Origin of the sequence: Caballeronia glebae (assembly GCF_001545035.1) — a bacterium.
Classification (GTDB): Bacteria; Pseudomonadota; Gammaproteobacteria; order Burkholderiales; family Burkholderiaceae; genus Caballeronia; species Caballeronia glebae.
The window spans coordinates 1-26,423 of the sequence record NZ_FCOJ02000062.1 but is presented as its reverse complement, the minus strand read 5'-3'; the positions used below and the strand labels follow the sequence as shown (position 1 = coordinate 26,423).

General features: G+C 59.2%; 24 protein-coding genes and 4 pseudogenes. 11 read left to right on the top strand and 17 right to left on the bottom strand.

Going from position 1 to position 26,423, the window contains the following annotated elements; translation table 11 throughout:
• Nucleotides 1-40: 40 nt before the first annotated feature.
• From AWB82_RS38580 to AWB82_RS30065, 7 genes and pseudogenes are all read right to left on the bottom strand, one after another.
• Nucleotides 41-985 carry an ABC transporter permease gene (locus AWB82_RS38580; RefSeq protein ID WP_235023496.1) on the bottom strand — a complete coding sequence of 315 codons (945 nt, stop codon included), beginning with the start codon at nucleotides 983-985 and terminating at the stop codon, nucleotides 41-43.
• Nucleotides 986-1,022: 37 nt separating this feature from the next.
• Entirely contained in the window at nucleotides 1,023-2,531 is a 1,509-nt protein-coding gene (locus tag AWB82_RS30090) for a sugar ABC transporter ATP-binding protein (RefSeq protein ID WP_086972967.1), read from the bottom strand.
• Nucleotides 2,532-2,555: 24 nt separating this feature from the next.
• A complete protein-coding gene (locus tag AWB82_RS30085; protein ID WP_062643071.1) occupies nucleotides 2,556-3,683 on the bottom strand; it encodes a sugar ABC transporter substrate-binding protein in 1,128 nt (375 codons plus the stop codon).
• A gap of 31 nt (nucleotides 3,684-3,714) precedes the next feature.
• Nucleotides 3,715-4,458: an N-acyl homoserine lactonase family protein gene (locus tag AWB82_RS30080; protein ID WP_456061744.1), complete on the bottom strand. Its 744-nt coding sequence runs from the start codon at nucleotides 4,456-4,458 to the stop codon at nucleotides 3,715-3,717.
• A gap of 38 nt (nucleotides 4,459-4,496) precedes the next feature.
• Nucleotides 4,497-5,429 (bottom strand): BKACE family enzyme, encoded by a 933-nt coding sequence (locus tag AWB82_RS30075; RefSeq protein ID WP_086972965.1) that lies wholly within the window; start codon nucleotides 5,427-5,429, stop codon nucleotides 4,497-4,499.
• Nucleotides 5,430-5,461: 32 nt separating this feature from the next.
• A pseudogene (locus AWB82_RS30070) lies at nucleotides 5,462-6,082 on the bottom strand (SDR family oxidoreductase); the annotation flags it as partial.
• 46 nt (nucleotides 6,083-6,128) lie between these two features.
• Nucleotides 6,129-7,032: pseudogene (locus AWB82_RS30065) on the bottom strand (AMP-binding protein); the annotation flags it as partial.
• 390 nt (nucleotides 7,033-7,422) lie between these two features.
• Here AWB82_RS30065 and AWB82_RS30060 point away from each other — a divergent pair.
• From AWB82_RS30060 to AWB82_RS30045, 3 genes and pseudogenes are all read left to right on the top strand, one after another.
• A pseudogene (locus AWB82_RS30060) lies at nucleotides 7,423-7,872 on the top strand (NAD(P)/FAD-dependent oxidoreductase); the annotation flags it as partial.
• A gap of 175 nt (nucleotides 7,873-8,047) precedes the next feature.
• Nucleotides 8,048-9,064 (top strand): DnaJ C-terminal domain-containing protein, encoded by a 1,017-nt coding sequence (locus AWB82_RS30050; RefSeq protein WP_086972963.1) that lies wholly within the window; start codon nucleotides 8,048-8,050, stop codon nucleotides 9,062-9,064.
• Nucleotides 9,065-9,070: 6 nt separating this feature from the next.
• Nucleotides 9,071-9,373, top strand: a complete 303-nt coding sequence (locus tag AWB82_RS30045) for a chaperone modulator CbpM (RefSeq protein WP_086972962.1) — start codon at nucleotides 9,071-9,073, stop codon at nucleotides 9,371-9,373.
• A gap of 631 nt (nucleotides 9,374-10,004) precedes the next feature.
• On the opposite strand, the gene AWB82_RS37385 is transcribed toward AWB82_RS30045, so the two are convergent.
• Complete coding sequence (locus AWB82_RS37385) at nucleotides 10,005-10,628, bottom strand: SgcJ/EcaC family oxidoreductase (RefSeq protein WP_143756922.1); 624 nt, start codon at nucleotides 10,626-10,628, stop codon at nucleotides 10,005-10,007.
• Between the two features lie 152 nt (nucleotides 10,629-10,780).
• Between AWB82_RS37385 and AWB82_RS30030 the strand changes: the two genes are divergently transcribed.
• Nucleotides 10,781-11,143, top strand: coding sequence for a LysR substrate-binding domain-containing protein (locus AWB82_RS30030; RefSeq protein WP_086972975.1), 363 nt, complete (start codon nucleotides 10,781-10,783; stop codon nucleotides 11,141-11,143).
• Nucleotides 11,144-11,148: 5 nt separating this feature from the next.
• Here the strand turns inward: AWB82_RS30030 and AWB82_RS37380 are convergent, their stop codons facing one another.
• The 6 genes from AWB82_RS37380 to AWB82_RS38575 form a co-directional block, all read right to left on the bottom strand.
• On the bottom strand, nucleotides 11,149-12,003 hold the full coding sequence (locus AWB82_RS37380) for a hypothetical protein (protein WP_143756921.1): 855 nt from the start codon (nucleotides 12,001-12,003) through the stop codon (nucleotides 11,149-11,151).
• A 133-nt stretch (nucleotides 12,004-12,136) separates the two neighbouring features.
• Nucleotides 12,137-12,631: a hypothetical protein gene (locus AWB82_RS38095; protein ID WP_200818229.1), complete on the bottom strand. Its 495-nt coding sequence runs from the start codon at nucleotides 12,629-12,631 to the stop codon at nucleotides 12,137-12,139.
• Nucleotides 12,625-12,915 carry a hypothetical protein gene (locus AWB82_RS30015; RefSeq protein ID WP_143756920.1) on the bottom strand — a complete coding sequence of 97 codons (291 nt, stop codon included), beginning with the start codon at nucleotides 12,913-12,915 and terminating at the stop codon, nucleotides 12,625-12,627. Before AWB82_RS30015 ends, AWB82_RS38095 begins: the two co-directional genes overlap by 7 nt.
• Before the next feature lie 206 nt (nucleotides 12,916-13,121).
• A complete protein-coding gene (locus tag AWB82_RS30010; RefSeq protein ID WP_086972957.1) occupies nucleotides 13,122-14,420 on the bottom strand; it encodes a TAXI family TRAP transporter solute-binding subunit in 1,299 nt (432 codons plus the stop codon).
• 633 nt (nucleotides 14,421-15,053) lie between these two features.
• Nucleotides 15,054-15,623: a BPSL1445 family SYLF domain-containing lipoprotein gene (locus tag AWB82_RS30005; RefSeq protein ID WP_061168043.1), complete on the bottom strand. Its 570-nt coding sequence runs from the start codon at nucleotides 15,621-15,623 to the stop codon at nucleotides 15,054-15,056.
• Between the two features lie 95 nt (nucleotides 15,624-15,718).
• A complete protein-coding gene (locus AWB82_RS38575; protein ID WP_086972956.1) occupies nucleotides 15,719-16,057 on the bottom strand; it encodes a hypothetical protein in 339 nt (112 codons plus the stop codon).
• 1,017 nt (nucleotides 16,058-17,074) lie between these two features.
• On the opposite strand from AWB82_RS38575, the gene AWB82_RS29995 reads away from it, so the two are divergent.
• The 3 genes from AWB82_RS29995 to AWB82_RS29985 are packed head-to-tail and all read left to right on the top strand — an operon-like array spanning nucleotide 17,075 to nucleotide 20,710.
• Nucleotides 17,075-18,364 carry an LssY C-terminal domain-containing protein gene (locus AWB82_RS29995; RefSeq protein ID WP_086972955.1) on the top strand — a complete coding sequence of 430 codons (1,290 nt, stop codon included), beginning with the start codon at nucleotides 17,075-17,077 and terminating at the stop codon, nucleotides 18,362-18,364.
• On the top strand, nucleotides 18,361-19,614 hold the full coding sequence (locus AWB82_RS29990; protein WP_086972954.1) for an LssY C-terminal domain-containing protein: 1,254 nt from the start codon (nucleotides 18,361-18,363) through the stop codon (nucleotides 19,612-19,614). The genes AWB82_RS29995 and AWB82_RS29990 overlap by 4 nt, the downstream gene beginning before the upstream one ends.
• Before the next feature lie 37 nt (nucleotides 19,615-19,651).
• Nucleotides 19,652-20,710, top strand: a complete 1,059-nt coding sequence (locus AWB82_RS29985) for a lipase family protein (protein WP_235023495.1) — start codon at nucleotides 19,652-19,654, stop codon at nucleotides 20,708-20,710.
• A 62-nt stretch (nucleotides 20,711-20,772) separates the two neighbouring features.
• On the opposite strand, the gene AWB82_RS29980 is transcribed toward AWB82_RS29985, so the two are convergent.
• From AWB82_RS29980 to AWB82_RS29970, 3 genes are all read right to left on the bottom strand, one after another.
• Complete coding sequence (locus AWB82_RS29980) at nucleotides 20,773-21,366, bottom strand: hypothetical protein (RefSeq protein ID WP_086972952.1); 594 nt, start codon at nucleotides 21,364-21,366, stop codon at nucleotides 20,773-20,775.
• Between the two features lie 33 nt (nucleotides 21,367-21,399).
• Nucleotides 21,400-21,873, bottom strand: a complete 474-nt coding sequence (locus tag AWB82_RS29975; RefSeq protein ID WP_061167853.1) for a glycine zipper family protein — start codon at nucleotides 21,871-21,873, stop codon at nucleotides 21,400-21,402.
• Nucleotides 21,874-22,222: 349 nt separating this feature from the next.
• On the bottom strand, nucleotides 22,223-22,438 hold the full coding sequence (locus tag AWB82_RS29970) for a DUF2950 family protein (RefSeq protein WP_086972951.1): 216 nt from the start codon (nucleotides 22,436-22,438) through the stop codon (nucleotides 22,223-22,225).
• Between the two features lie 561 nt (nucleotides 22,439-22,999).
• Here AWB82_RS29970 and AWB82_RS38570 point away from each other — a divergent pair.
• From AWB82_RS38570 to AWB82_RS29945, 4 genes and pseudogenes are all read left to right on the top strand, one after another.
• A pseudogene (locus AWB82_RS38570) lies at nucleotides 23,000-23,116 on the top strand (IS110 family transposase); the annotation flags it as partial.
• 453 nt (nucleotides 23,117-23,569) lie between these two features.
• A complete protein-coding gene (locus AWB82_RS29960) occupies nucleotides 23,570-24,133 on the top strand; it encodes a lipid-binding SYLF domain-containing protein (RefSeq protein WP_061167855.1) in 564 nt (187 codons plus the stop codon).
• A 544-nt stretch (nucleotides 24,134-24,677) separates the two neighbouring features.
• Nucleotides 24,678-25,991, top strand: coding sequence for a DUF2254 domain-containing protein (locus AWB82_RS29950; RefSeq protein WP_086972950.1), 1,314 nt, complete (start codon nucleotides 24,678-24,680; stop codon nucleotides 25,989-25,991).
• Between the two features lie 18 nt (nucleotides 25,992-26,009).
• Nucleotides 26,010-26,423: carbonic anhydrase (locus AWB82_RS29945; RefSeq protein WP_327345742.1), on the top strand; the 414-nt coding region annotated here is incomplete at its 3' end.

The following is a 26,423-nucleotide window of genomic DNA, read 5'->3' as shown; positions in this document are numbered from 1 at the left end:
GATCGACGAGCCGAGCACAGCCAAGATGAGGATCGCCGCTTCAGCAATCGTCGTGTAGAACGCCCGACACGTTCAGAACCAGCAAGATGTTGACGGTGACCATCAGCGTCATCGCGGCGAACACCGTTCCGACGCACCCGCCTCGCCCGCCACCGAGCCACGTGCCGCCGAGTACGACGGCCGTGAACATCGACAGGAGCAGCGGCCGGCCGACGAGCGGATCCGCCGACCCCGTCTGTGCCGATACATAAAGGCCCGCCGCCGCGTAGAACATGCCTGCGAGCGCATACGTTGAAATCCGATATCGGTTGAGCGGCATGCCGTTCGCGTAAGCGCCGTCGGGATCACTGCCAAGCGCGTAGATGCCCACCCCGAAGCGCGTACGCTTCATGAACGACCAAATAAGGAGCGCCAACACGAGCACGACCGCCGACATCGGTACTTTGTCCGCGATTAGGTCCGAGGTGATGAAGCCTCCGAACTGCTCACCGATGCTACCGCCGGGCTTATTCTGGATGAGCAGCGTGAGCCCCTGCACCATGAACATCGTGGCAAGCGTAACCACGATCGATTGCAGTCGGAACCACGCGATCACTGCGCCGTTGACAAGGCCGATGCCGCCGCCAATCGCAATGATGAGTGCGACGCCTCCCCATTGCTCAATGGGCGTGCCCTGTACGAAGCGCACGGCGAGAACGTTGGAGAGCGACACAACCGCCGATGCGGACAGATCGAAGCCGCCGGAGAGCACCACGATTGTCTGTCCGATCGCGGCCAGCGCGAGCGTGGTACTGCTCGAAATGACCGACCCTATGTCGTAAAGACCGACGCGTGTCGCAGAAAGCGCGATCCACGCGATTAGCATTGCGAGTAGAGCGCCGACCGCGATAATCAATCCGCGATAGTGATCGACCCGCGCGCCAAACCCTACCCGCGCGCCCGGACGCACGATTTCGCTGTCGGGCGAAGCAATTGCGTTGTTCATGGGAACCTCTGATTGGTTGATGCGTATGATTCGGACTTCAGCTCGACAGCATCTTGCGCATGACCTCTTCTTCGGTCAGCGCGTCGCCTTCGAGTTCTGCGACATTGCGCCCTCGATACATCACTGAGACGCGGTCGCAGACGTTGAGTAGTTCCGGCACATCGGTGGAATAGAACAATACCGAGCCGCCCGCCGCTGCAAACGCGCGCATCAGCACGAAGATCTGGTGCTTGGTGCCGACGTCGATTCCGCGCGTCGGATCAAACATCAGCCATACGCGGCTTTTCGTGAGCAGCCACTTCGCCATCGCGATCTTTTGCTGGTTGCCGCCGGAGAAAGACAGACATGGCTTGTATATCGCCCTCGGATTCACCTCCATCTCAGCGAGCGAGCGTGCGATCGCGGCCTGCTCGCGCTTGCGGTCGATCAGCCCGAAACGTGAGAAGCGTTTGATGACAGGAAGCGACACGTTCTCGCCGCCCGGAAGGCGCAGAAAAAGCCCCTCCGTTTTGCGGTCTTCGGGGAGAAAGGCGGTGGCTACGCCAGCCTTGAGTGAGTCGGCGGTCGAGGTCAGCGTTACTGGCTTGCCATCGATCAGGATCTGCCCTTGGTCAATGAACTCGGCACCAAAGAGCGCCTCGAACAGCTCGCGTTGGCCCATTCCCTGCAACGCCGCGATACCACGAACCTCGCCTTGCTTTAACGTCAGGTTGAAGTCGGTCACGACACCGTCCACCTTGATGCCCCGCGCCTCCATCGCCGGCGTTTCGCTGCGCGCCGGCGCCGGCACCTTCGGCGGATACTTTGCCTCCAATGAACGACCGATCACAAGGCGGATCACGTCGTCATCGGAGATGTTGGCCGTCTCGAATGCACCGACGTCCTTGCCATTTCGATACACCGTGAGGCTGTCGCAGAACTCGCGCACTTCCTGCATCCGGTGCGAGATGAAGACGAAGGTCACGCCGCGCGCCTTCATCTCGTCGATACGCCTTGATAGCCACGCGACGTCGCGCCCCGAGAGCGCCGAGGTCGGTTCGTCGAGCAGCAGGACCTGCGGTCCGCGCACAATCGCCTTCGCGATCTCAATCTTCTGACGCACGGGTAATGCGAGGTCGCGGATATACGCGCCCGGGCGTACTTCATGGAGTTCCAACCGGTCGAGCCATTCGGCCGCCAGGCGTTGCGACTCGCGGCGCTTGATCCGCCCGAGCCAGCCGGTTGGTTCGTACGACATCAGCAGGTTCTGCGCGACCGTAAGGTCGCGCACGAGTGTCATCTCCTGGAACGCGGTTTGCACACCGGCACGATGCGCGTCCTTTGGACCGTGCATCGTCACCTCCTGGCCCATCACGGAGATGCTGCCCTCATCCGGCCGCATCAGTCCCGACAACAGCTTGACAGTTGTCGACTTCCCTGCACCGTTCTCGCCGAGAAGCGCGTGAACGGCTCCGCGCTTCACTCGGAACGACGCTTTGTCGAGCGCGACGGTCGCGCCGAAGCGCTTCGTGACATTCGACAGATCGATTGCCCATTCGCTCGTCATTGCATTTCTCCTTAAGCCGCGTTTTCAGTCGGGCTTTCCGCTGAGTGCTGCGTTAAAACCGACTTCGCTCGTTTCGGCCGAGAAGATGTCGGCGAACCAGCCCGGCGGCACCTTGTCCGACGTAAATGCCGTGCAGCCGGCCTTGAGTTCATCGATGGAACCGGTCTTACACAATTTCGATTCCGAGGTCAGAACAAGCGGCAACTTGAGCGTCACATGAGCGGGAAAGTCCTTGCCCTCGAGCTTGCCGACGGCCAACTTCAGCGCCAGCGCGCCCGAGTACGGCGGCGAGCCGTACGAGATCGAGCGATAGCCGATCGAGCGATACGCGCCCTCGCCCTTCACGGTGCCGGGCGGCAGCATCTGCACGCGATGCCCGTTCGACGATTCACCCGCGCACGGCTTGATCTTGTCGTCGGCGATGCCGGCTTCGAGCTGCATCGACGCCGCCGTGAAGCAACCAACTTGCATCCACAGCCCGTCGATCTTGTCCCAGCTGTTGGTCGCGAGGATCTTCGAGAGCTCGGTCTTCGCGGTCGCCTGACTCCACATGCCGGTGCCTTCGGCGACAACTTTGATGCCCGGATACTTCGCGAACACTTCCTTCGCGGCCTCAGTGCGTGCGCGGTCCACTGATGTGCCTGGCACACCGTTGATCATGACGATGTTGCCTTTGCCATTGATGGTCTTGGCCAGCCATTCCGCCGTCACGGTACCGGCCTGCTTCTGATCAATGGTTACGTTATGCGCGCACGGCTCGGTCACTTCCGCGTCGTAGGCAACTACCACGACGCCCTTCGAGCAAGCGTTCTTGATCGCTCGATTCAAGGCAGTTGGCGAGATCGGATAAACAACGATCGCTTTGGCCCCCGCTTGGACCATCGAGTTGATCTGCTGGATCTGCTTTTGTGCATCGGTGCCAGCGACCTGCACCTCGAGATCCACCTTGTCCTTGAGCGCGGGCGTCGCTGCCATCGCCTTAACCATGTTCGCGGCCTCGGTCTGCCAGTCGTTGCCGACATAGCTCATCGACAAGTAAACCTTGTACTTGTCGGCCGCCGATGCGTTGCTTGACAGGGTCAGCGCCGCAAGAAATGCGGTGCCAAGCACGAGCCGGCCCGCATTTTGAATCGTGTTCTGGAATGCTTTCATGTCTTCCTCCTATCCTGCATATGGTTAAGATCTAGCTTTCGATATGCTGCAGACGTGCACTTGCGGGTAATTCGATGCCCGAGGTCCCGGGCACAACGTTGGGGTCATGGCCCGGAATGACGAAGTCGGCGATTTGCCGGATGCGCTTGAGCGAGTGCAGTTCGGCGAACGTCTCGTGGACGATGCCCACCGGCACGAGATCGACGATGTTCTCCATGCAGTTAGCGCAGTCGCCAGCAATCATCACGACGCCATCTTCGGTATTGACCGCGACCGACTGATGACCGGGCGTATGGCCCGGTGTTGGGACGACACGGACCCCGGGCACGATGTCGGCGACGCCGTTCACGAAGTGCCAGCGAAAATACGCGAGTGGCTCGCGGCCAGAGAATTCCTGGTAGTACGTGGCCTGTGTCGGCAAAGGCCTGCCCGCGTACTCCCACTCGGTAGTCTGAATGACGAAGCGCGCATTTCGAAAGAGCGTATTGCCACCGGAGTGGTCGTAGTGCAGATGCGTGTTGATGACGATATCGACATCGTCCGCGCTCCAGCCTACGTATTCTTTCAACGCTCGTTCGAGCCGCTGTTCGGGCGCCTGCTCGCATGGACAGACGAAGTTGGACACCCAGGCCGGGTCATGAATACCCGTATCAACGACGATCTTCTTCGCAGCACCCACAATTGCCGTCGACCACACGGGGACCTTTATCTGTTGGCCGAAGTGGCGGCCGTAGACCTGCGAGGAGCGATCGACGGTGAGCCAGCCCGTCAACATCGCGACAACCTTCAGGGTGTTCAAGGCCGTCTCCGTTGTTAAAAGTTGGTATCGCTCGCGCCCTTGAGGCCGAGCATCTGGCGTGCTTCATCCGGCGTTGCGATGTCGAGCGACAGTCCCTCGACGATCTGGCGGATCTTCACGACCTGCGCCGCGCTCGATTCGGCTAACTTGCCCGGCTCGATCCACAGCGAGTCCTCCAGTCCGACCCGCACGTTCGAGCCTTGCGCGAGGCCCAGCGTGCCCATCGGGAACTGGTTACGTCCGGCACCCAGAATCGACCACACGAAGTCTTTGCCGAACAGACGGTCCGCGGTGCGCTTCATGTGTGCGAGGTCTTCGGGGTGTGCCCCGATGCCGCCGAGCAAGCCGAACACGCTCTGCACGAAGAACGGTCCCTTGACGAGGCCCCGATCGACGAAGTGCGCGAGGTTGTAAAGGTGCGAGATGTCGTAGCACTCGAATTCGAAGCGTGTGCCGTTCGCCGCGCACGATGTCAGGATGTACTCGATGTCGGAGAAGGTGTTCTTGAACACCAGGTCGCGACTGTTCTCAAGGTGCTTGCGCTCCCAGTCGTGCTTGAATTCCTTGAAGCGTCCGAGCATCGGATACAGGCCGAAGTTCATCGAACCCATGTTCAAGGACGCGAGTTCAGGCTTAAAGTGGTGCGCAGGCTTCAGACGCTCCTCGACGGTCATATGGGGACTTCCGCCGCTTGTGATGTTGATCACGGCATTGGTTTGCGCCTTGATGCGCGGCAGGAATTCCTGAAACAGCGCAGGGTCCTGCGACGGCCGGCCGTCGCTCGGGTCGCGTGCGTGCAGGTGCAGGATTGCCGCGCCCGCTTGTGCTGCAGCGAGTGCCGCGTCGCCGATCTCTTGGGCCGTCACCGGCAGGTACGGCGACATCGACGGTGTATGAATCGCGCCAATGGGTGCACAGGTGATGATGACTTTGCGTTTCGTTGCCATATAAACCTCGTGATCAATGCATTCAAATGCGTTCAAAGCACTTCGACGTTGCCGCAGACCGAGATCGCCTGCCCTGAGATGCCGCTGCCGCCCGGCGAACACAGAAAGAGTGCGGTGGCCGCGACTTCCTCGGGGGTTGTCATCCGGCGCAGTGAAATCTTCTCGAGATACTGTTTCTCCATCTCGTCATAGGAGATGCCGAATTGGCGCGCGCGCGCCTCGATCACACGCTCGATCCGAGGGCCTTTAACGATGCCAGGCTGGATGGCGTTCACACGGATGCCGACAGGTCCGAGTTCGATAGCAAGACTTTTAGTCAGCCCGACGACCGCCCACTTCGTCGCGGAGTACGGTGTTCGATAGGCGTAGCCCAGACGCCCGGCAACTGAGGACAGGCCGATGATTGCGCCGCCGTTGGGCGCACTGCGCAGGAGCGGCACCGCGCGGCGGGCGAAATAGAATTGCGCGTTCAAGTTCACGTCAATGGTTTGCTTCCACTCGCTCATATCGAGCTCGTCGATGCCGCCCGTGGGACCCGCGATACCTGCGTTGTTGATCAGCACATCGAGGCCGCCAAGTCGATTCTGTACATCGGCGAAGACGCGTACGACCGCGGCCGCGTCCGATACGTCAGCGAGCGTCGTGGTGATAGCGTTTGATTCCACGCGGCCCTCGGCTTCGAGCAGCGCGTCTGTGCTCGATACCAATGCGCATTTCGTCGGGCGCGTTGATCAGCATGCTGTGCACGATCGGGGCGGCGCAGAAGTGCGTCACCTTGTGCGTCCTGATTGCGTCGAAAATTGACTTGGGCTCGACGCGCCGCAAACACACGTTAATGCCGGCGTTGGCTGCCATGGTCCACGGAAAGCACCAGCCATTGCAGTGAAACATGGGCAGCGTCCACAGATACACTGCGTGGTGCGGCATGCCCAATGAAAGGATGTTCGACACTGCGTTGAGGTAAGCCCCCCGGTGGTGGTAGACCACCCCCTTCGGATTACCGGTCGTGCCGGACGTGTAGTTGAGCGCGATTGCATCCCATTCGTCCACAGGCAGCGACCACGCGAAGTCCGCGTCCCCTTCAATCAGGAACGCCTCGTAGTCCATTTCTCCGAGCAGCTTTCCACCTTGAAATCCAGGGTCATCGATGTCGATGACGAGCGGCCGCTCTTCGAGCATCGGCAGAGCATGCTCCATGACTGACGAATACTCTCGGTCGGTAATGACGGCCTTGGCTTTCGCCATGCTGGAGCATGAAACCGATCGCTTCCGCATCGAGCCTCAGATTCAGTGTATTCAACACCGCGCCAATCATCGGCACCGCGAAGTGCGCCTCGTACATGGCCGGGACGTTCGGTGTCATCAGCGCCACCGTATCGCCTTTCCCGATACCGCGTTTTCTCAGCGCCGAAGCAAGCCGCCGGCAACGGTCATAGCATTGCTTCCAAGTTATTTTCCAATCGCCATGGATCGTTGCAACGTGATCCGGGTAGACGGACGCGGCGCGCTCGAGAAAGCTAAGGGGGGACAGCGGAACATAGTTCGCGCCGTTCTTATCGAGTCCGAAGTCATACGGGTCAATGCGGGTCACGGCTATCTTCATTTGGACGCGGTTGTGCCATTGGGATGTATCTCGGTCAAAAGACCCGAAATGATCAACCTTCGTCTTCCGCAACACTGGTTCCCCTAGCTTGCCGCCAAGCGGAAGTACGACCGCGGTACTCCGCTTTTTCATCATGCGTGACTGGCCAGATACCTCGTAACATGGGATCGCGGGACACCCACACAGACTGTGCGCCGAACTGGATCGGAAGTCGGTACGGTGCCGTACCGGCATCGGCGCAGGAATTCCTCACGTCATGAACTGCTTCATCGTGAGGTCGAACGTAGACTGGAATTAAACGTGAAAGCCGAACGCACAGCGACGCAGTTGAGATACACGGGCAGTTGTATGGAGGATCCACACCCCGTCGACTATGCGCCGGATGTCGACGTTATGCACGATAAAAGTTCGGTCCAAAGCCAAACGATCAGCGGGACACTTAGGGTGTCACAGGTCGTGGTCGGGTTTGTTGTCGGGCTGGGGTATTCGAACCCGTATCTGTCGCCGTTCGAGGAATTTCAGCGCTACAAGACGCATCCGTCGATCCGCGCGTTTCTCGAAGGCGGCAAGCGTATTTCCTACGGCGCCCGCGCGATTACGGCGGGCGGCTTGATGTCGCTGCCAAAGCTCGTGTTCCCGGGCGGTGCATTGGTGGGCGACGATGCCGGGTTCCTGAACCCATCGCGGATCAAGGGTTCGCACGCGGCGATCAAGACCGGCAAGCTCGCCGCCAAAGCCGCATTCGATGCCGTTCAAGCCGGCCGTCAGAACGACGAACTCACCGCTTACCCCGCATCCTTCGATAGCTCGTGGCTCAAGACCGAGCTCTATCGCGCGCGCAGACCCGACCCAGAACATCGTCTGGGTGACGCCGGAAGGCGGCGGCGGGCCCAACTATCCGAACATGTGACAAAATAACCGGCAAGACGGTCCGTGATCAGGTAAACCGGCAAGGTCGCACTCTCAGACCCGGACCGATCCGCGTCAGTCCTCTAATCTACCTTTGGCCCGAGCAATGAAATACAAGGACTATTACGAGATCTTGGGACTGCAACGAACTGCCACGCAGGACGACGTGAAGCGCGCTTATCGCAAACTGGCACGGAAATACCACCCAGACCTTACCAAACAGTCCGACGGAGAGGAGCGCTTCAAGGAAGTCGGGGAAGCCTATCAGGTCCTAAAAGATACTGAGAAACGCGCTGCGTATGACAGAATGGGCGGCCAATGGCAGAACGGTCAGGATTTTCAGCCCCCGCCAAATTGGGACGAAGGATTCGAGTTCAGCGGTGCAAGCAGCGAGGAAAAGACGAACGCCGACTTCAGTGAATTCTTCGAAGCGATGTTCGGGGGCGCGCACGGCAGCATGCATTCCCAGCAACGACAAAGGCACGACGCCCGATCGGATCAATACGCCCACGCAGACGATGATCTGGAGGGGGCATACAGCGGCGCGACGTTCACCGCGCCTGGACAGGATCACCATGCTAAGGTGGTGATCGACCTCGTTGATGCCTATCGCGGCGCGCAGCGCACAATCTCGCTGCAGATGCCGGCCATCGATGCGCAAGGCCATGTCAAATTGCAGTCTCGTACGCTCAACGTCTCTATTCCGAAAGGCGTGCGGGCTGGACAGCACCTACGACTCGCCGGTCAGGGAGGGGCAGGGTTGGGAGGCGGTTCCGCGGGTGATCTGTACCTCGAGATCGCCTTTCGAGAACATTCACGTTTTCGCGTCGACGGCCGCGATGTTTCTCTCGACGTTCCGATCGCGCCCTGGGAGGCGGCACTCGGCGCAGCGGTCACCGTCCCGACGCCTGATGGCTCGGTCGAAATGACCGTGCCTCCGGGATCCTCCGGCGGCCGTCGGCTGCGCCTTAAAGGCCAAGGAATTCCGGCGAACCCGCCGGGCGACCTGTACGTGGTGCTGACTATTGTGCTGCCACCGGCTCACACCGACGATGCAAAGGCAGCATACGAAGCGATGCGTCAAGCGTTCAACTTCGACCCACGCACGAATTTTCACGGGTAACGAATTATGACCAGCTATTTGGAAGGCGAGATTGTCGAGGAACAGGTCGAGTTCACGCTCGTCGAACTGTGTCGAGTGAGCGGCGCATCCGAAGAAGAACTGACCATGTGGATCTCAGAAGGCGCGTTTGAGCCGAGAGGCGCCCGGCCCGAGGAATGGCGGTTCAGCGGCGCGGCGCTACGACGTGTGCGGACCGCCAACCGGCTAGCGCGTGATTTGGAAATCAATGCTGCTGGAATTGCACTCGCGTTGGATCTGCTCGACGAAATCGATGCATTGCGCGCGCAGTTGAAACCCTTGAACCTCTGACAACGGTAAGTCGACGACTGCCTGCATCTGTTCGAAGATCGCGACTTGCGACCGGACCAACTGAACTCATTCTTTCCGCATTTCTATGTGGAATAGAAACGGCAAGTTCAACGGCGCGGCGACCTCGCGATTCACTGAACTCGTCGCCGCCTCGCAGACTCGCTTTCTCCCGACGCGCCGGTATGTGAGGACAGTCCGAAGACGATGGTTGCTATTTACATAGGATGCGCATGCGGTCTACAACTCGATGTCCGGCGCCATGCTCGACGAATGCGATCAACATCTTAGCGAACGACAACGACCTGACCACGACCGCCACCCACGGCGATTTAATCGCAATAAAGCGTTCGAAGACCCTTAAGGTCTGGATGTAAATCGAGCTCGCCTGGCTCAGACCGACACCGGAGAAGCCACGTAGGACAACGAGCCTGCGAGCTTTCTCGAACTGGCCGTTGGTGTCGATCGGAATGGCTGAAGACCGACGAACATGATCCGTGCGCGAAGGGCGGGTGTCTGCGGCGGAGCTGACGTTCCAATGTCGTTCCGATAGCGCGGTCCAACGGCTGCTTGTGGCCGCTTGCTGTCTATCGCGACGGGCCAAAATGCTCGCAGCATCACTGCGTTTCGTCTGTCACGGCGCGGCCGCTCCCTTCCCCATCGAGCTGGGCTCAAACGGTCTCGTTAGAGTATTTTGGAAGGCGGAAACTTGCCAAACCCCGGACTCCTTCACGAATACTCGGAGGCTTAGCTCCCGATGCGCGGGCAGCGTCTGTCCCTCGAAATTTACGAGCCCCCTCAACTCGTTGTCAACGTGCACAAGAGCAACGTCTGGTCGAATAAACCGGATAGTTATGGCGCGAGTATCGAGTGATGCATTCCTTGCCCTTGTGCTCAGAATGGCCGCCAGCCCCTTTCGAATCTCTTCCCTTCCCTTTGCAACCTCGCCGCGGACACTGACGAAGTCGACATCGGTGGTGTACATCCGGGTGGCCGCCTCGGCATCATGACTGTTGAAGCCCTGAGTCATCTCGGAAACTACACGCTTTATCGCCGCTTCGTCCTGAAGGTTACCTGTGCTCGGCACGCCTGCATTCAGAGAGCAGCCGATACTGAAACTGATCGCCGCACCTGCTATCAGGGATGTTGACCATTTCTGTAGGCGTCTCACATTTTCCCCCTTAATTGAATCCCGGTGCGCCACCGAAGCGCACGTCAGCGGTCGAGGGGCATTGGTGACCACAACGACTGTGTTCAAGATTGTGCGCCAGCTATTCTTGCAGCGGTGACCACATGATGCATCGATGTCGAACCTTCTTTTTTTGGTGACGCAACGCGCGGCTAGTCACGGACCCTAAGGCGCGTCACGCCCCGCGAACCTAGGTGATCCCCACGCAAACGCGCTCGCTGATGCTGACGCCGGAGGGGCGGAATCTTCTGGAGCGCACGCAGCGGTTATTGCGCGAGGCGGAAGGTATCGAGCAAGGCGTCGCCGCCGCGCGCGCGGAGCCTGCCGGAACGCTCAAGGTGACCGCGCCGTTGCCCGTCGGCGTGAACATCCTCGCGCCCACATTGCCGGCGTTTTGCCGACAGCATCCGAAAGGGACGGTCGAGTTGCGCCTGAGCGAACGCTACGTCGACCTGATAGAGGAGGGCGTGGATGTCACCATTCGAGTCGGCGAACCCGGCGACACGCGGTTGACCGCGCGCCGTCTCGTTCCGCATCAAGTCCGGCTGAACAGCCTGAGTCCGAAGTGCTGCTCCAGCCGCTAGATGCTCTACTGCATGGAGCGCGCGGCGATTCCCTTCGCTTCGTTGCTGCTCGAATCGATCGACAGCGCAGTGTTGGCATTTTGCCAAGCACACATGGCACGCTCCTGCACGACGCAACTGCGTGCCGCCTGCAAGGCCGCATTGCGAGCCCTCTCCCGCGACAGCAAATCCTGCTTGAGCCGGAGGGCCTCGGGACTGTCCGGCTGCAACGAAAGCGCCCAAGAAATGCCGGACCGCGCCAGTTGCAGGTTGTTTTTTTGGAGACCGTCGTGCGCTCTCGCGAGGGCAAGCGGCATTAACTTCTGATTTTTGTCAGCGGATGCCTTGTCACTCGGCAGCGGCGCTTCCGAGCTTGGGGCAATCGTCGGAACCTGCCGCGTGGTCGGAGCCTGCGCGGGCTGATTCAAGTCGTTCGACGTCACCATTCCTCGCGCGCCGATCAATCTCGTCGGCTCTTCCTGCGTGTCATGATTCTGAATCCAGTACCAGAGCCCCGATCCGCCGATGAGCACGAAGGCCACCGCAAGCGTCAGCACTGCCCCCTTTTTCATGCCCCGATGACCGGTAACGCGGCGCGGTGACGGATGGATCTCGTCGTCGGGATAAACGGCGTCGTTCGATGCGAACGAGGATGCATTTTGCCGCAGCCACGGCGACGGGTTAGGCGGACGATCAACACGCCCGTTCGGTGCGCTGTGCGCTGCCGTTCCGGGCTTCCTCGCAGAGGGTGCACGATCGCCGAACACAAACCGCGCAGGCGCACCGCAATAAGGACAGGACGAAATCGGCCACGGCACCTTGCCTCCGCAGCGTGCGCATGTTCCCGTGACAATCGGGGCGCGAACGCCTTGTTCGTCCATCGAAACTCTCCTCCTTGTGAAGTGCGAACGAAACGTCAGCCCTGAGAAGTGCTTGATGTGACGGGCACGGGTGGCCGCTCGTTCGATATGGAAGGGCTCTCTTCCTCGCAGTGACGAGGCCAGACTAGGGCTGTTAGTCTAACATCTGGCCGCTTGGGCGCGGCGTCACGCCATCGACATGGAACGTTAGCGATAACGCGACTGCGCGCCTTAATGTCGGTATCCTATTATTTACCGAGGGGCCGAGGAAGGTCCTTGGTCGGCAAGCCAAACCGAGCGCATCGAAGTAGAGGTCGAATGAACGCAGGACCGATTCGGCGATCAGCCGAGCGATGCCCGCGTGGTTGTTGCTCACGCAAGCGTCGTCCAGCGAATCGCAATAGGCTGCGCGATCCCCATTGCGGATAACCAGCAGCATGCGGAAGTATCCGTCGATATCCGCATCGGACATCGCGTTCAGCGAGACTCGGTCAATTACCGCGTCCATCTCGTATAGGCCGAAGCAGTCGGGAGGAACGAGAGTGTCGTATACCTTGGCGATCAGCGCGACGTACTGCAGACGCAGTGCGGGCGCCATGCGTCCGAGTCCGTCGGCCAACGCCTCGTCGAGCGCGCCCGGATTCAGCATGAGATCACTCTTGCGCTGGCGTTACCGGCGACCGCCGGATCGCTGTTGATGTGCGCGATCCAAGCGAGAATCAGCTGCCCTCTTTCGGAAGCTGGATCGACGCCTTTCTCAACCAGCATTTGGTCATAGGCAGACGGCCTAGGATCTGAGGCGGATGCCCCGGACTGAGCCATCGACGGCGCGACATAGCCCCAGAGTCCGTCGTACCGGAATGCGGCATTCGCCGCCGTTGCGCTGGCCAATGCAATAAGGCAGGCGGCCAGACCTGCGACCTTCGCTTTCATGGTCCCCCCAGTCTCGTTAAACGCGTCTGCGCGCATGTCTTTATCAAGCTCTAACTATCACGATAGTTCAGCGCGCGCCATTGGCACAGCATTATCGAAGGCGGCGGGCTGGGAACAGTCCCTTCTAGTTTCCGCCCGCTCCTAAGGACGCTGCTCAACAGCGCCATATCGATGGCGTCGAGCGATCGTGCGTGAGCGACATGCCGCTAACCCTTCGCACTCTGCGCCACGTGCGCTATCCGGTCTCGCACGACCCCGATCGCCTGTTTCAGAGCATAGTCATCCTGAAAATATCGATAGGGAATTCGTATCCGGCTCACGTTCGCGTCGATGCTCTCGATTTCGTCGCTCCATTGCGCAATTTGCGAGCGGGTGGGCGCGGTGCTGTTCCACACTTCATCTTCTAGTGCTTTGATCTCGCGATACCAGACCACGAGCCGCTTTCTCATCCGAGTCTCGACCATGCGCGGCAATGCCTGAAGCAGACCGATGAGGAGCGCCGCGAACGGCACGAGGATCAACAGCCGTCGTTCGATCAGACTCGCGAGCCAGAACGGCAGATTGCGGTACAGGAACGGCTGGCCGGATTTGAAGTAGCGAACGCTATCATCGGAGATCGGGAATTCTTCGGTGTTCGTGTTCGGAAACGTGCCAAGCGGCGTGAAGTAATGTTCATGACCATGGACGATGCGCGCCGCGTCGAGCAGCATATAGATGAGCGCCGGATGCATTGTGTCTTTCGATACGAGCAGCGCTGTTGCCGCGAGCAGCGTGACGTCGGTGCGCGGTAGGTCTTCGGCGACACTCGTTGATGCGCGCGGTAAGACGATTTCTGCAAGCGACGGGATTTTCTGAACCAGCGCATCGGCCTGCGAGAAACTCATCAATTTGAGACTGCTGTTCAGCAGCGTCTTCTGCATCTCGGCGTCCGGCCGCCCAATGAAGAAAGCAGCGTCGATTTGCCCGGTTTCGAGCCGCTGATAAGCCGCGGGCGCATCCATTTGCAGTAGTGTGGAATTCTGGCTCGTGACGCCGCTATAGCCGAGCAGCAACTGCGCGACGTTGAGCAGGCCACTGCCGGGAACGCCCAAGGAAATTCGTTTGCCGCGCAATTGCGAGAGCTGATCGACTGAAGTCTCGCCACGATAGAACACCCAGATCGGTTCATACGACACAGCGGCAATCGTCTGCAGTTTGTCGGTCTCTTTCGGACTCACGGTGCCCGACTGGATGAACCCGACATCGTAGATGCTCTTCGGCTCTCCCAATCGCTCGTAATTCTCCACCGAGCCGGAAGAACCGCGTATATCCAGCTTGATGCCCGCACGCTTTAAGATGGGCGCGTAGCGATCCGCAAAGCCGCGATAAATGCCGTTGTCCGCGCCGCTGGTCATCACGATGGTGCGCTGGAAAGCGGGTTCGACCACGATCATCATCATCCAGCCGGAGGCTGCCGACAGAACGATCAGGCCGATGGTCAGCAGGCGCCGCCTCGCTGGTGTCATGGGGGTTTTCTGGCTGCGTTGCAGCGCTGGATTGTGCCTGGGCATCATTTGCCATCTTTTACGGTCATGTCTCACCGTGCGAGGCATGCATGAAAACCCGCGCCCGCTCAGCCTCCGCTATCACCCGCTTCTTGATTACGGACCGGCCAGTCGACGCATACCCCGAAGCGACATTCACCAACTTCCTGCGGATGTAACCGTTCCCAGAGTGCAGCTGTCGTTCATCTCGTCGAGTCCCGTTAAATGCGGCGCGATGAAATCGTCCGCTTGGGCCGGTCAGTTCCAAAAGGACCAAATGACGACGTGTTCAATCCATCCACGCCGCCCCCGGCAGGCGATGCTTTGATGCGTCGGTAGCCCGTCGGCAACAAGTTCATTTTGGCGTCGGCAGCAACATACAACGTTCATCGACGCGCACCGTCGCGTTGCTACCCGCCTCATCCAATTTAGGCTTGAGCCCCGCGTTGAAGGCGCCACGCTCCATTGTCGTTAAAGCGCATGCAATCTGCCGCCGTAGAAGTGCACCACGAGAAATACATGCCGAGGGAGGGTGCGGTATGGCGCTTTCCTGCGTTCACCCCATCGCACCCGATCCTCACCGTTGATTCGACGCACCGTATAGCCGTTCGGTTATCAGATATCGAGCTTGCTAACTTTTGTTCCTTCGAAGCTGAGATTGGCCATCAGGCCGGAGTTCGTCAGCACGAACCCAACAATCGGCGCATTCGTCGTTGCCGTGTCGAGCGCACCGTTCGCGCCGGTCTTGGCCACCGCTACCGAGCCATCCACGCCCGCTGTCCAACCCTTATCGCTCGTGCGGAATTTTTCGAGCGCGTCCTGGGTCATGAACATCATGATCACCGCCTTGGACTGGGCGCCAATCTGCAGGCCAAAGGAAGCGGTACTGGTCTTGTAGTAGCCGACGGACGTGCCTGCCTGACGGAGCGCGCCTTCGCCGTACTCGCCGCCGACCACCAGGCCTGCGGCAAGCACCGACGGAAAGACCAGGATACCCTTGGCCTTGGCGGCTTGCGCCTGCGCGCCCGGTGTCGAACTGTAGAGCTTGTTGAGGGCGCCATCGACGCCGGCATCGATTTCCTTGCGCTTGCTGGCTGCTTCGGTCGGCGTCGAGGTCGAGCCACAAGCGGCCAGCGAGCTGGCGAGGGCGATAGCAGTGAGCGAAAAGAAGGTGCGACGATTCATGAGACTCTCCTCGATCGAACTGTGCAAGATTGAGATTTGAAGCGTCTGGAGTTGCTGCTCATAGAGAAACGAAGACGCGTCGGCTGACGCACTGGCTAGAGGCAGCTGCCAACAGCGCCGCCGCTACCTCCGGCACCCGGGCGAAAGCCCACCCACGTTTTGCTGTTGCCTGTCCAGGACGGCCGCACGAGCGCGGCTGCGCCATCCGGCGGCCGCTGGCCCGGAACATAGACGTCCATCGCCTGATTGTTCGCCACGATCACTTGCGATATCACTTGTTGCTGTGACTGATTCGCCCATCTCTGAGCGATGCATTGCGAGACTGCCGCGACCGACTGTTGACTTTCCCCGACCGATTGCGCGCTCGGAGGCATGGGTTGAGTTGCACAGGCTGACACGGCAATGGTTACGACGAGAAGCGGTAGCAATTTCATTTTTATCACCCTCCTGTTGAATTTCCATTTCCATCGCCTTATCGTAGGCTCTGGTTGACATGCGCAAAAGTTCGGAACGACGGCTGTTCGCACGCTTCTGGACAATGTGTTCGCATGATCGGCTGATGCGCGTTCACTGCGTTTTCCAGGAATGCGATCGGCCGTGAAGAAGCCGCTACCTGCTCCGTGGACATAGTGCTTTCTCGTTATTGCGCAACGTTGCACTTGAATAGCGCTCCCCTTTCTCGGCTAAGGCGACAACAAATCCGCGCAGATGTACGCGCGTTGCCTCATGGTCGCCCATCAGCATAAACGGGGCGATTCGAATTGAAGAACCAGCAGCACATATGGCTTGCCAATGAAAGCCGGCCGCTGATTTCGCGTTCGTAGCGCTCGTTTCGTTGTGTTGCAGCAGCGACCGCAGAAAGCAATTCCGTTCGCCGCCAGCGTCCACACGACAAAGCTCATAATCGGAACACCTGGCCCGAGTTCTCGCTCTCTTCGTTTTAATCAAGCCGGCGCGGGCTTTGAGCGAAACCCGAAGAAGCCGGTCGCACTCGGGCGGAGCCGTCTGTTTTACCAATGCAGTAGACCGTCACGCGATATGTCGACCAACCGAAAGCGTGGCTGCCGTCATCAACGTCCTTGAACAATCTGACTGTTGTAATAGGTCAGACAGTCCCGCGGTGCACAGAGCTCGTGGCTTTTAGACGACTGCTGAATTCTTCCAGGTTGATGGTATGAAAACGGGGGCGGGCAGGCGCTCATCTTCTCATGCAATATAGGCGGTATGCGTTTGGTTTTCCACCAAAGGCGTGCGAATTGTGCCCTTGACAAGTCCACCGGAGGTCGGTGACTCGGTTCATACGAAGCGCTGCTCCTGGCGCTCGTTAATAAGTGACGCGCCCCGGCCCGGACACTATAATCCATACGCATCACGAAGAACCTTGGCAGCGCGAATATCAATTCACACTAGCCCGCTGAGAGCCCCCCGACTCGCGGAAAAGAGGTGACGCGATGAACCGCATCGTGAATCGACTGCTGAGTGCAGTTGTTATCGCCTTGTTCCTGTGCAGTTGCGCCACTACACCGCAGAACGACAGCGCTCCAAACTATAAGGGCCGTGCCACGAACCGCACGGAAGGCGGTCTCAGGGTTTACGCTTCGGTACTTTCGGCCGAAGACAGCGTGGCGGTCTATGGCGCGCCATTAGCGCAAAAAGGAATTCAGCCCGTTTGGATCGAGGTGCAGAACGACGATCCGGTCAGCTATTTCCTGATGTCGCCAGGCCTCGATCCAAACTTCTTCCCGGCCTCCGAAGCGGCCGAAGCGTTTGCTGACAGCAAGGCCCTCGTTACCAAGGACGAGCTCGACCAGCGCTTTCGCCGTCTCGCCTTTCACAACCCAGTCTTGCCTGGGCAAACCGTATCCGGATTCGTGCTCACGAACCTCCGTGAAGGTGCGAAGCTCGTTCAGCTCGATCTCGTTGCGAGCGGTGGCGCAAAGACATTCTCGATCCTGATGGTCGTGCCCGGCTTCCATGCCGATTATCATGTCAGCGCCGTGTTTCGCCGCGAGATCTATCCGCCTGAAAGAATCGTCGATTACACGGACGATGACGCCTTCCGCTCGGCGCTCGAAGTACTACCCTGTTGCGCGACCAACGAGGACGGTTCGAAAAATGGCGATCCGCTCAATCTCGTCATCGTGGGTGGCCTCGATGATGCGTTTCCCGCACTCGTGCGGCGTGGCTGGACTCCAACCGAAGAGAAATGGTCGGGCGCAATCACGAAGACAGTCACGTCCGCGCTGTCCGGCGAGCGTTACATCAATGCGCCGGTGAGCGATCTGTATCTCTTCGGCCGCGCGCAGGATCTTGCGCTGCAAAAAGCACGCGACACGATTCACCAGCGCAATCACTTGCGGCTCTGGCTAAGTCCAATGCGCTACCGGGGAAAGCCTGTGTGGGTCGGACAGATCAGCCGGGACATTGGCGTGCGGCTTACGTGGCACTCGCCGACATTCACGACGCACAAGATCGACCCGGATGTCGACGAGGCGCGCACAGCGCTCACCGAGGACATGGCCTATTCCCAGAACCTGCAGAAGATCGGATTCGTTCGGGGCGTCGGCGGCGCCCCGCAAGGCACGACGCGTCAGAATCTAACGACGGATCCGTATTACACCGACGGCTATCGAACGGTGCTCGTGTTCGACCGGCAGCCGACGTCGCTCTCTGAAATCGAATTCTTTCCGTGGGAGGCGGCCGCCCGACTCAACGCCCTGCCCTCGGGAGCAAAACGATGAGCGCATCGGCGTGGCTGCGACGGGCGTTCAAGCGTGCCGCCGGCTGCGTTGTCCTCGCACCGGTTTTCGCGGGCTGCGCGACGTGGACGGCGGCGACCAGCATTGACGACGCGCCGCTGCGCGAACGAGCGGTGAGCGCAACGAAGCAGGATGCGCATGTAAGCGTGGCCGTGCTGGGCGCCGACGACAGTAAGCGCATGTTCGGCGCCGATATCACCAAGGCCAATATCCAGCCGGTCTGGGTGGAAGTCGAGAACCGGACGTCGCAGAACTTGTGGTTGCTGCACTCCGGAACCGATCCGGATTACTTCTCGCCGCTCGAAGTAGCGTGGTCCATGCACACGCTGCTCGGAGGTGCGACGAACGAAAGTATTGACGATCACCTGGACAAACTGGGATTCAGAAATCCCATCCCCGCTGGCGAAACGCGTTCCGGATTACTGTTCACCAATCAGGACCAGCAGATCAAATTGGTCAATATCGATTTGTTCGGCAGCAAAACGCTGATCCCTTTCTCCCTGTTCGTGCCGGTACCGAACGACGCCGGAGACGCGCGTTTTGCGCTGATACCGTTCCGGTACTCGGAGTCTGAAATCATCGATTATCACGATCTTGCTTCATTACGCACGGCGCTCGAACGAATGCCGTGTTGCGCCACCGATGCAAAAGGCACGACCGAAGCGGACCCGCTGAACGTGATTATCATTGGTACGCTGGGCGATATAGGCACTGCAATGGTTCGGCGCGGCTATCGTCGCGAATTGCGTGACACGGACCTTGCCCAAGCGCTGTTTGGACGCAGACCCGACGTCGTCCTGCGCAAGGAAGCGCAAGGGGGCGCGCCTTCCACTACGTTGCGCGCATGGCTCGCGCCAATCCGGTACAACGGCAGCTGGGTGTATCTGGCGCAATGTGGACGACCCATCGGCGGCCGCTTCGCGCATCACGATGCGGCAAGCCCCGCGTTGCATGGCGACGTCGACGAGGCGCGCAACTTTCTGATCCAGGACATGATGTATTCGGGTGGTCTTGAGCAGCTCGGCTTCGTGTACGGCGTAGGCGCGGCGCCGCCCGCAAACCCGCGAACAACGTTGAACGGCGCCTCGTATTACACCAATGGGCTGCGCGCCGTCATGTTCTTCGCCACCCGCCCGCTCAACTTCACCAACGTGCAGATTCTAGACTGGGTGCCTTACCTTGAGCAGCGCGAAACCGGTGCACGCGAGGAGCAGGGCGATGCCGGCGAATAGCTCCGTCATCAGGCCACGCAGAGGCGTTGCCCGTCTTATGGCCGCTCTTGCCTGCCTTACGCTCGTGGCGTGCGCAACGAAGCCGCTCGTCCCCTACACGACGAATACGCCTCCGCTCGCGCTCGTTCCCGCATCTCAAGCGGGTGTGCTGGACAAGCGGTCACGCTTTCGCGAGACATTCTGCGCGGTGCTCGAAGCACACGGCAAGGCGCTTCCCGACTACCGTCCCTGTGAAGACGCACTGACACGCGTCGGTACCGAGCCCGCTGGCACTGGTGCGCCTGTGGATCTGGGTGAATCGAAGCGTCACCTCATCGCGGCAGTGGTTCCCGGCATCGGTTATGACTGTTTCAAGCCGTGGTTGAATTCGCAGAACGCCGTCGCGAAACATGTGCAGCAATTTGGATACGACGCCATCATGCTCAACGTTGATGGCCTGTCGAGTTCGGAGAACAACGCACGTCAGATCCGCGACGCCATTATGGCGATGCAACCGGCCACCGGGCCAGGGCAACTTGTGCTGGTCGGTTATTCAAAGGGCGCCGCCGACATCCTGGAGGCTGTTGTCGACTATCCGGAGATCCGAAGCCGAGTGGCGGCCGTCGTGAGTGCGGCGGGCGCGGTTGGCGGATCGGCGCTCGCCAACGATGCAGAGCAGTATCAGGCCGACATGCTGCGGTACTTTCCCGGCGCAACCTGTACGTCAGGCGACGGCGGCGCCGTACAAAGCCTGCGCCCGGCGACACGCCAGGCCTGGATTGCGCAGCACCTCCTTCCAAAGGAGCTACGCTATTTCTCGCTCGTCACGTTTCCTCAGCCCGAACGCATATCGTCGATACTCAAATCGAGCTACGACAAGCTCTCGCGAATCGACGCGCGCAACGACAGCCAAGTCATCTTCTACGATCAAATCGTACCGGGAAGCGCGCTGCTCGCCTTTGTGAATGCCGACCACTGGGCGCTGGCCGTGCCCATTGCCAGAACGCACAGCACAATCGGCGCACTGTTCGTCACGCAAAACGCCTATCCTCGTGAGGCGCTGACTGAAGCAATTCTGCGCTTCATCGAGGAAGATCTCGCGACCTCCGGAAAGTGAAGCTGCGCACCTACGCAAAGCCGGGTCTATACGGCGGACTCAAAGCATCATTCACACCCGTTCTACTTCATTGTGGCCGGTTCGACGGATACCGCCAATGCTTCGGTGTAGACAGCTTTGATCTGATCGCCCTTCTTTATGCGCTTGAGACGCTCGGGGTCTTCGACATGAAGATCGATCGTGTCGCCCTTGGGGCCCTTGAGCATCACCATCTGCGTCTTGGCATTCACCGCGACGACGTCCGCGATAACCGTCACTTCGCGCCCGACTGTTCCTCCCGGCTTGGCGCCCGGAACCGAGCGTTCCGCGGACTGGCTCTCAGTCCGCGATGCCTCGCTCTTCTTGTCGAGCAGGCTCAGGCTCAGCGATTCGTGATAGGCGACCTTCACGGTATCGCCCACAGCCAGTTGGTCGAAATTGCGTACCTCGTCCGTGACCTCCAGCTCGATCACCTTGCCGGAACGCGTCTTGAGCGTGACGGTGCGCGTGGCGGCGTCGATGCCGACGATGGTAGCGGTCACCTTCGAGGTGCCCTGCACGGATGCTCCATTCTCGCTCTTTGTCACGTTCACGTTGGTCTCAGGCTCGGCGGTCCATGCTGTTCCGGATAGCACTAGACACGCTGCGACAAAAAGGCTCATGCTCATGCGCTTCATTATTGTTGCTCCTGAGTTAATGAATGGGCAATTTCACTTGATCGTATAGCCACGGCCCTGCATGCAGGCCGCATAAGCGCGGTAGTAGGTGTCCATCGCGCCCTGTGATTGCGCTTGCGTATTCGCCTGCTGCGCGCGACGGTTCTGTCGTGCGCGTGAACCACCCACCATCGTGCCGGCTGTCGCGCCGACCGCCGCGCCCTTTCCCGCATCGCCCGCAATGGCCCCGACTACTGCGCCGCCCGCCGCGCCGCGCGCGGCTCCCTGGACACGTTCTCCGCCGCCCACCGCCGGACCGCTCTGTGGCGGGGGCGCCGCAGAAGCCGTCGCGGGGTCAATGCCCGTGTTGCTCTTCGCCCAGCTGTAGCACGCACCGTCGTCCTTCTGTTGTTGCTGAGCGCTTTGGCCTTTCGCCGGATACGGTATCGGCTTGCTTTGCGCAATGGCATCCAGCGCGAGCAGCATCATCAGCGCGACACACAGCTGGTGAGTTTTCTTCGCATTCATGCCGACTCCTTTGACTCGTTTTTGAGCGTTCGACATGCGACATGTAGGGTCCAATGGGCTCGTCCTCTCGGCCAGGCGGCGCATCGGGATCGCCGCGTTCCGTCGGTGCTCGGGATTTCCCGCTATCCTTCTGATAAACGCCGCTGTTGCTGCTCAGATGAACGTCGTCACTTCGCTCGTGCCGTATTACGCCGTGTAGGCGACCATCGCGAAGCCCGCGAGCAGCGACCGTTGATCACACAGCTGAAAGCACCGCCCGGTGCGTTCTTGCCTTGCAGCTTCGGATGCGAAAGTGTAGCCGTGGCATGCGTCGCGGGAAGTGCGATGCGTATCGAATGGGCGCTCGAGGCTATCGGCGCAGCGAGCGGGTATTGCGGCACGCCGTCGCCCATCCGTCGCCCGAAGTGTACTCACGTTTCGCATCGAAATAGGCGCTCAACACCTTGATCGCTTCGCGCTCCTTCGCGCCGACGCGGGGATCTAATACGTAAGACTCGACGTGCATCCGAATCTTCACGATCTCATCATTACTGCCACTGTGCGCCGCAGTGATCCGTTTGTTCATATCGCTCTGCGGCCGCGCCCATCGCGAATGAGATCACCGCAACTTCAATCGCTGGACCCACACGTTTCACGGCAGTCCCGGCATCTTGAGCTGACACGGACTTCCTCTTGTGCTTTTGTCTCGTCGGCAAAAATAAAAGTGTCGAGCATCACTCCCGTAATTTAAGAACATATCCCGAGCAATACAAGCGGTTTTTAGTGAACGGAACCAACACATTTTCGACGTGGCTCGCGATTCAACAATCAGCCCGCGTTCCAATATGGAGGTCGCCCGCGACCAGTTCTCCCAAGCCGCTTAAGAAATAATTCATTTAAACGTCACCTAATTCGCGCGGCGTCGCTGGTAAGGGAACATTTGTGACACACTTATCAATTGGACCATGAGGAGTCGCTGTGCCAGTCAATGTCGAGGACAATTCAGCGCATCAAACTAAAACGCAACCAGGTCATCGAATTCTTTACTAGGCGCGAGCCTTCGTAGTTTGTGGTAAAAGCGAACGGCAGCCGCACGCTTCAGGGCTGGACAACTGAAGAACCTCGACCACGACTGAGGCTCATTGCCCCCCGCTCGGTGCGCGCCTTCGTTTCGGGTGACAAGACTGACGCCGCCGCGCGGGCGATCTGGACAGCTGATCAGCAGCCCGATGCGCGGTTTGTTGCCGTTAAAACAGAAGCACAGTAGGCAATTCTCGCGCTACAGCGGGCAACTGATGAAGACCATCTGGCAAGGCGTGCAGCAAGTGATGGATTTCGTCGCCGGCCTCAAATAGGCCCGCGGACCGGGCGGCGGACTTATGTTTGATTAAAAAGCTTACCAGTCTCGCGATCGGCGACGGAATATAACGCACCGGCGAGAAACGCAGCCTATACTGAAAGTCGGCGCGAATTCAGAGCACTGAGGCGCGTCGACCGCTCACGGACGACTTTCGTCTTTGCAACCGTGACTCGCGGCTTTCCGGGCCCGCTTCCGCGGGCCTTTTTGTGCGGACTGACTTCACAGGAAGGTCCTCGGCGTCGTGCAGTTCCGATATTCAGACCGATTGTGTGAACGGGGACCAGCAGTTGAAAGCGCCGATTTGGGTGGGTGTAGGTCGGCAGTGCGCCAATGTGACCAATCCATGGAGAACACATCATGCTCAAACGTCTGATACTGACGCTCACAATCCTTTTGATGTTGCCTACTTCCGTTGCTCTTGCAGACGAATATACGGCCACCCTCAACCTGTTCAAAAATGCGGGAGAAAGCAGCAATCTTCTGCACAGTGCCTATGGCTACGCTGTGTTTCCGAAGATTGGCAAGGCCGGGGTCGGCATCGGCGGCGCCCACGGCAAGGGCCGCGTCTATGAGAAAGGGAAATATATCGGCGATACATCCATGACTCAGCTCACTGTCGGCTTGCAACTAGGCGGCCAAGTATACAGTGAACTCATCTTGTTCCAGGACGAACGATCCCTCAAAGAATTCATCAATGGCAACTTTGAATTCGGTGCAGATGTCAACGCGATCGCGATCACTGCCGCAGCTGGCGCACAGGCAGGCACGGCGGGCACGTCTGCTAATGTAAGCGGCGGTAAGAAAGATGCCAAAACTACGGGCGCCTATCGAAAAGGGATGGCGGTATTCACGGTGGCCAAGGGTGGGCTGATGTATGAGGCAAGCGTTGGCGGCCAGAAATTCTCCTACAAGCCTCGTTGATTTTCGCTTGATAAAAGGTATGCGCCGACAAGGCGCGAAATTATGTGAACGGCGCCGCCAGCCTGGAAGGTGCGCATGCGGTGGATCCTCACGTCAGAGTGCCGACATGGGAAGACCACGAGGTCTTCACTGGTAACCAGAGGATCCAAAGTGAACGATACGACAGTGGCCGTAATTATGGCCGGAACCGTGCACAGGTCGATTAAGCGGTCGGCGTGTCTCGAGCATTTGCGCACTGTGTCTCTAATCGGGATGGAAGCTTGCGGGAGCCCAGCGCCTGACCAGCGCGCTGTCCAAGATGGGGCACAGAGTCAAATTGATGCCCGCAAAGTTCATTAAGGCCTTCGACATCGGTAACAAGAACGATCCTGCAGATGCGCGGACGATCTGGATGGTGACAGATGCCGAGCAAGCCGTTACCGTCAAAACCGAGGGTTAGCGAGCGGTCCTTGCCATGCATCGTACGCGCCAACAGATCTGCATGCGGCTTGCCAAACCGCGAAGACTCTGGTCTCTGCTGCAAATGGATCGTAGGAGAGCAAACATGGGCTGGAATCGCTGGTACAGCTTAAAGAGCTACCTAAGATCCACGCTGTGGGCTGTGCCGCTCATGGCAGTCGCGATCTATGCCGTGGTCAAACCTCTGACCGAAATGCTAGGAAGATGGATGATCAGGCAAGCGATCCTCGATCCGAAAACCGGCTTTCTTGGGCTTTCTATGACTGGGGCGCGGTCGTTGCTCGGTGACATCGTTTCCGCAGACCTGGGGTTTCTGGTGTTCACGTTTGGTTCGTTGCTCGTCGCAATCCAGGTCGCTGGCGGGCAGTACACTCCCCGGATAATCGCGACCACACTGCTGCGCGATAACGTGATCCGTACCATCTCCGGACTGTTCGTTTTCACGATGCTGTTCGCCGATAGAACACTGGGCTGGATGGGTGAAAACGAGGTACACCAACTTCAAGTGTTCATTGCAGCGATATTCGGATTCGCTTCAGTCGTCGCGTTCCTCTTTCTGATTGACTACGCCGCGAAATCTCTGCGTCCTGTAAGCCTCGTAGCACGCGTTGGGAAGCACGGGATGGCGGTCATAGAAAGCGTTTATCCCGCTCCGACTAGCGGTGCAACTATCCCGCTGGAAAGTGATAAAGAGCGAGGCGTACCTAATCGCATTGTCCTTCACCGCGGCGAATCTGGCATCGTTCTGGCCGTGAACTTGGAAAGGCTGGTGGCCAAGGCGCGGCGCACTGACTCAGTTATCGAATTTGTACCGCAAGTCGGTGATTTCGTCGCTGTGGGCGAACCCATGTTTTATTTGTACGGGAATTCTGGCGCAATCGATGAGGAAAGGCTGCGCACACTGGTCGCTTTCGGGACGGAACGAACGATGGAGCAGGATCCTATGTTCGCGTTTCGCATCCTGGTCGATATTGCGCTCAAAGCGCTGTCGGCGGCGATCAACGATCCGACCACGGCCGTGCTTGCTATCGACCAGGTGCACCGACTATTGCGGGTGGTGGGCCAACGATCGCTGCACATCGAGGAGATTGTGGATAGGTCAGGGCAGGTTCGGGTTATCCTACGGACGCCCAATTGGGAAGACTTCGTACATCTTAGTTTCCGCGAAATAAGACAATACGGCGCGGGCAGCATTCAAATCGCGCGTCGTTTGCGTGCTGCGATTGAGAATCTCGTCCAGTGCCTACCGGAACATCGACATGATGCATTACGCGTCGAGTTGGCACTGCTCGATCGCACGATCGTCTCGATGTTCTCGTTTCCCGAGGATCTGGCGTTGGCCCGTATCCCTGACTCGCAGGGGCTGGGAGGCTCCGCCACGTCGACAACACATGACTAGCCCTTTCGGAGGAAAAACATGGACAAACTCATAATGGGCATCGTTGAATTCCGCGAGAAACTGCTGCCGCAATACGCGGAACAGTTTACCAAACTGGCGCTCGCGCAGACACCTGATGCCCTCTTCATCACGTGCTCGGACAGTCGGGTTGTCCCGGACCTGCTTGCCTCGACCCATCCGGGCGATCTGTTCACGATGCGCAACGTTGGCAACCTGATTCCGCCGGCGACTGCGGAAGGGGTCTCTACCGGCGACCTTTCCGAGGCGAGCGCGATTGAGTACGCAGTGCTGGTGTTGAAAGTCTCGAATATTGTTGTGTGCGGGCATTCCGAGTGCGGTGCGATGAAAGCCGTGTATACACGCAACGCCAAGCTGAAAGCGCCGAACTTAGATAAATGGCTGTATCACGCCAACAACGCAGCGTTTCGCCTC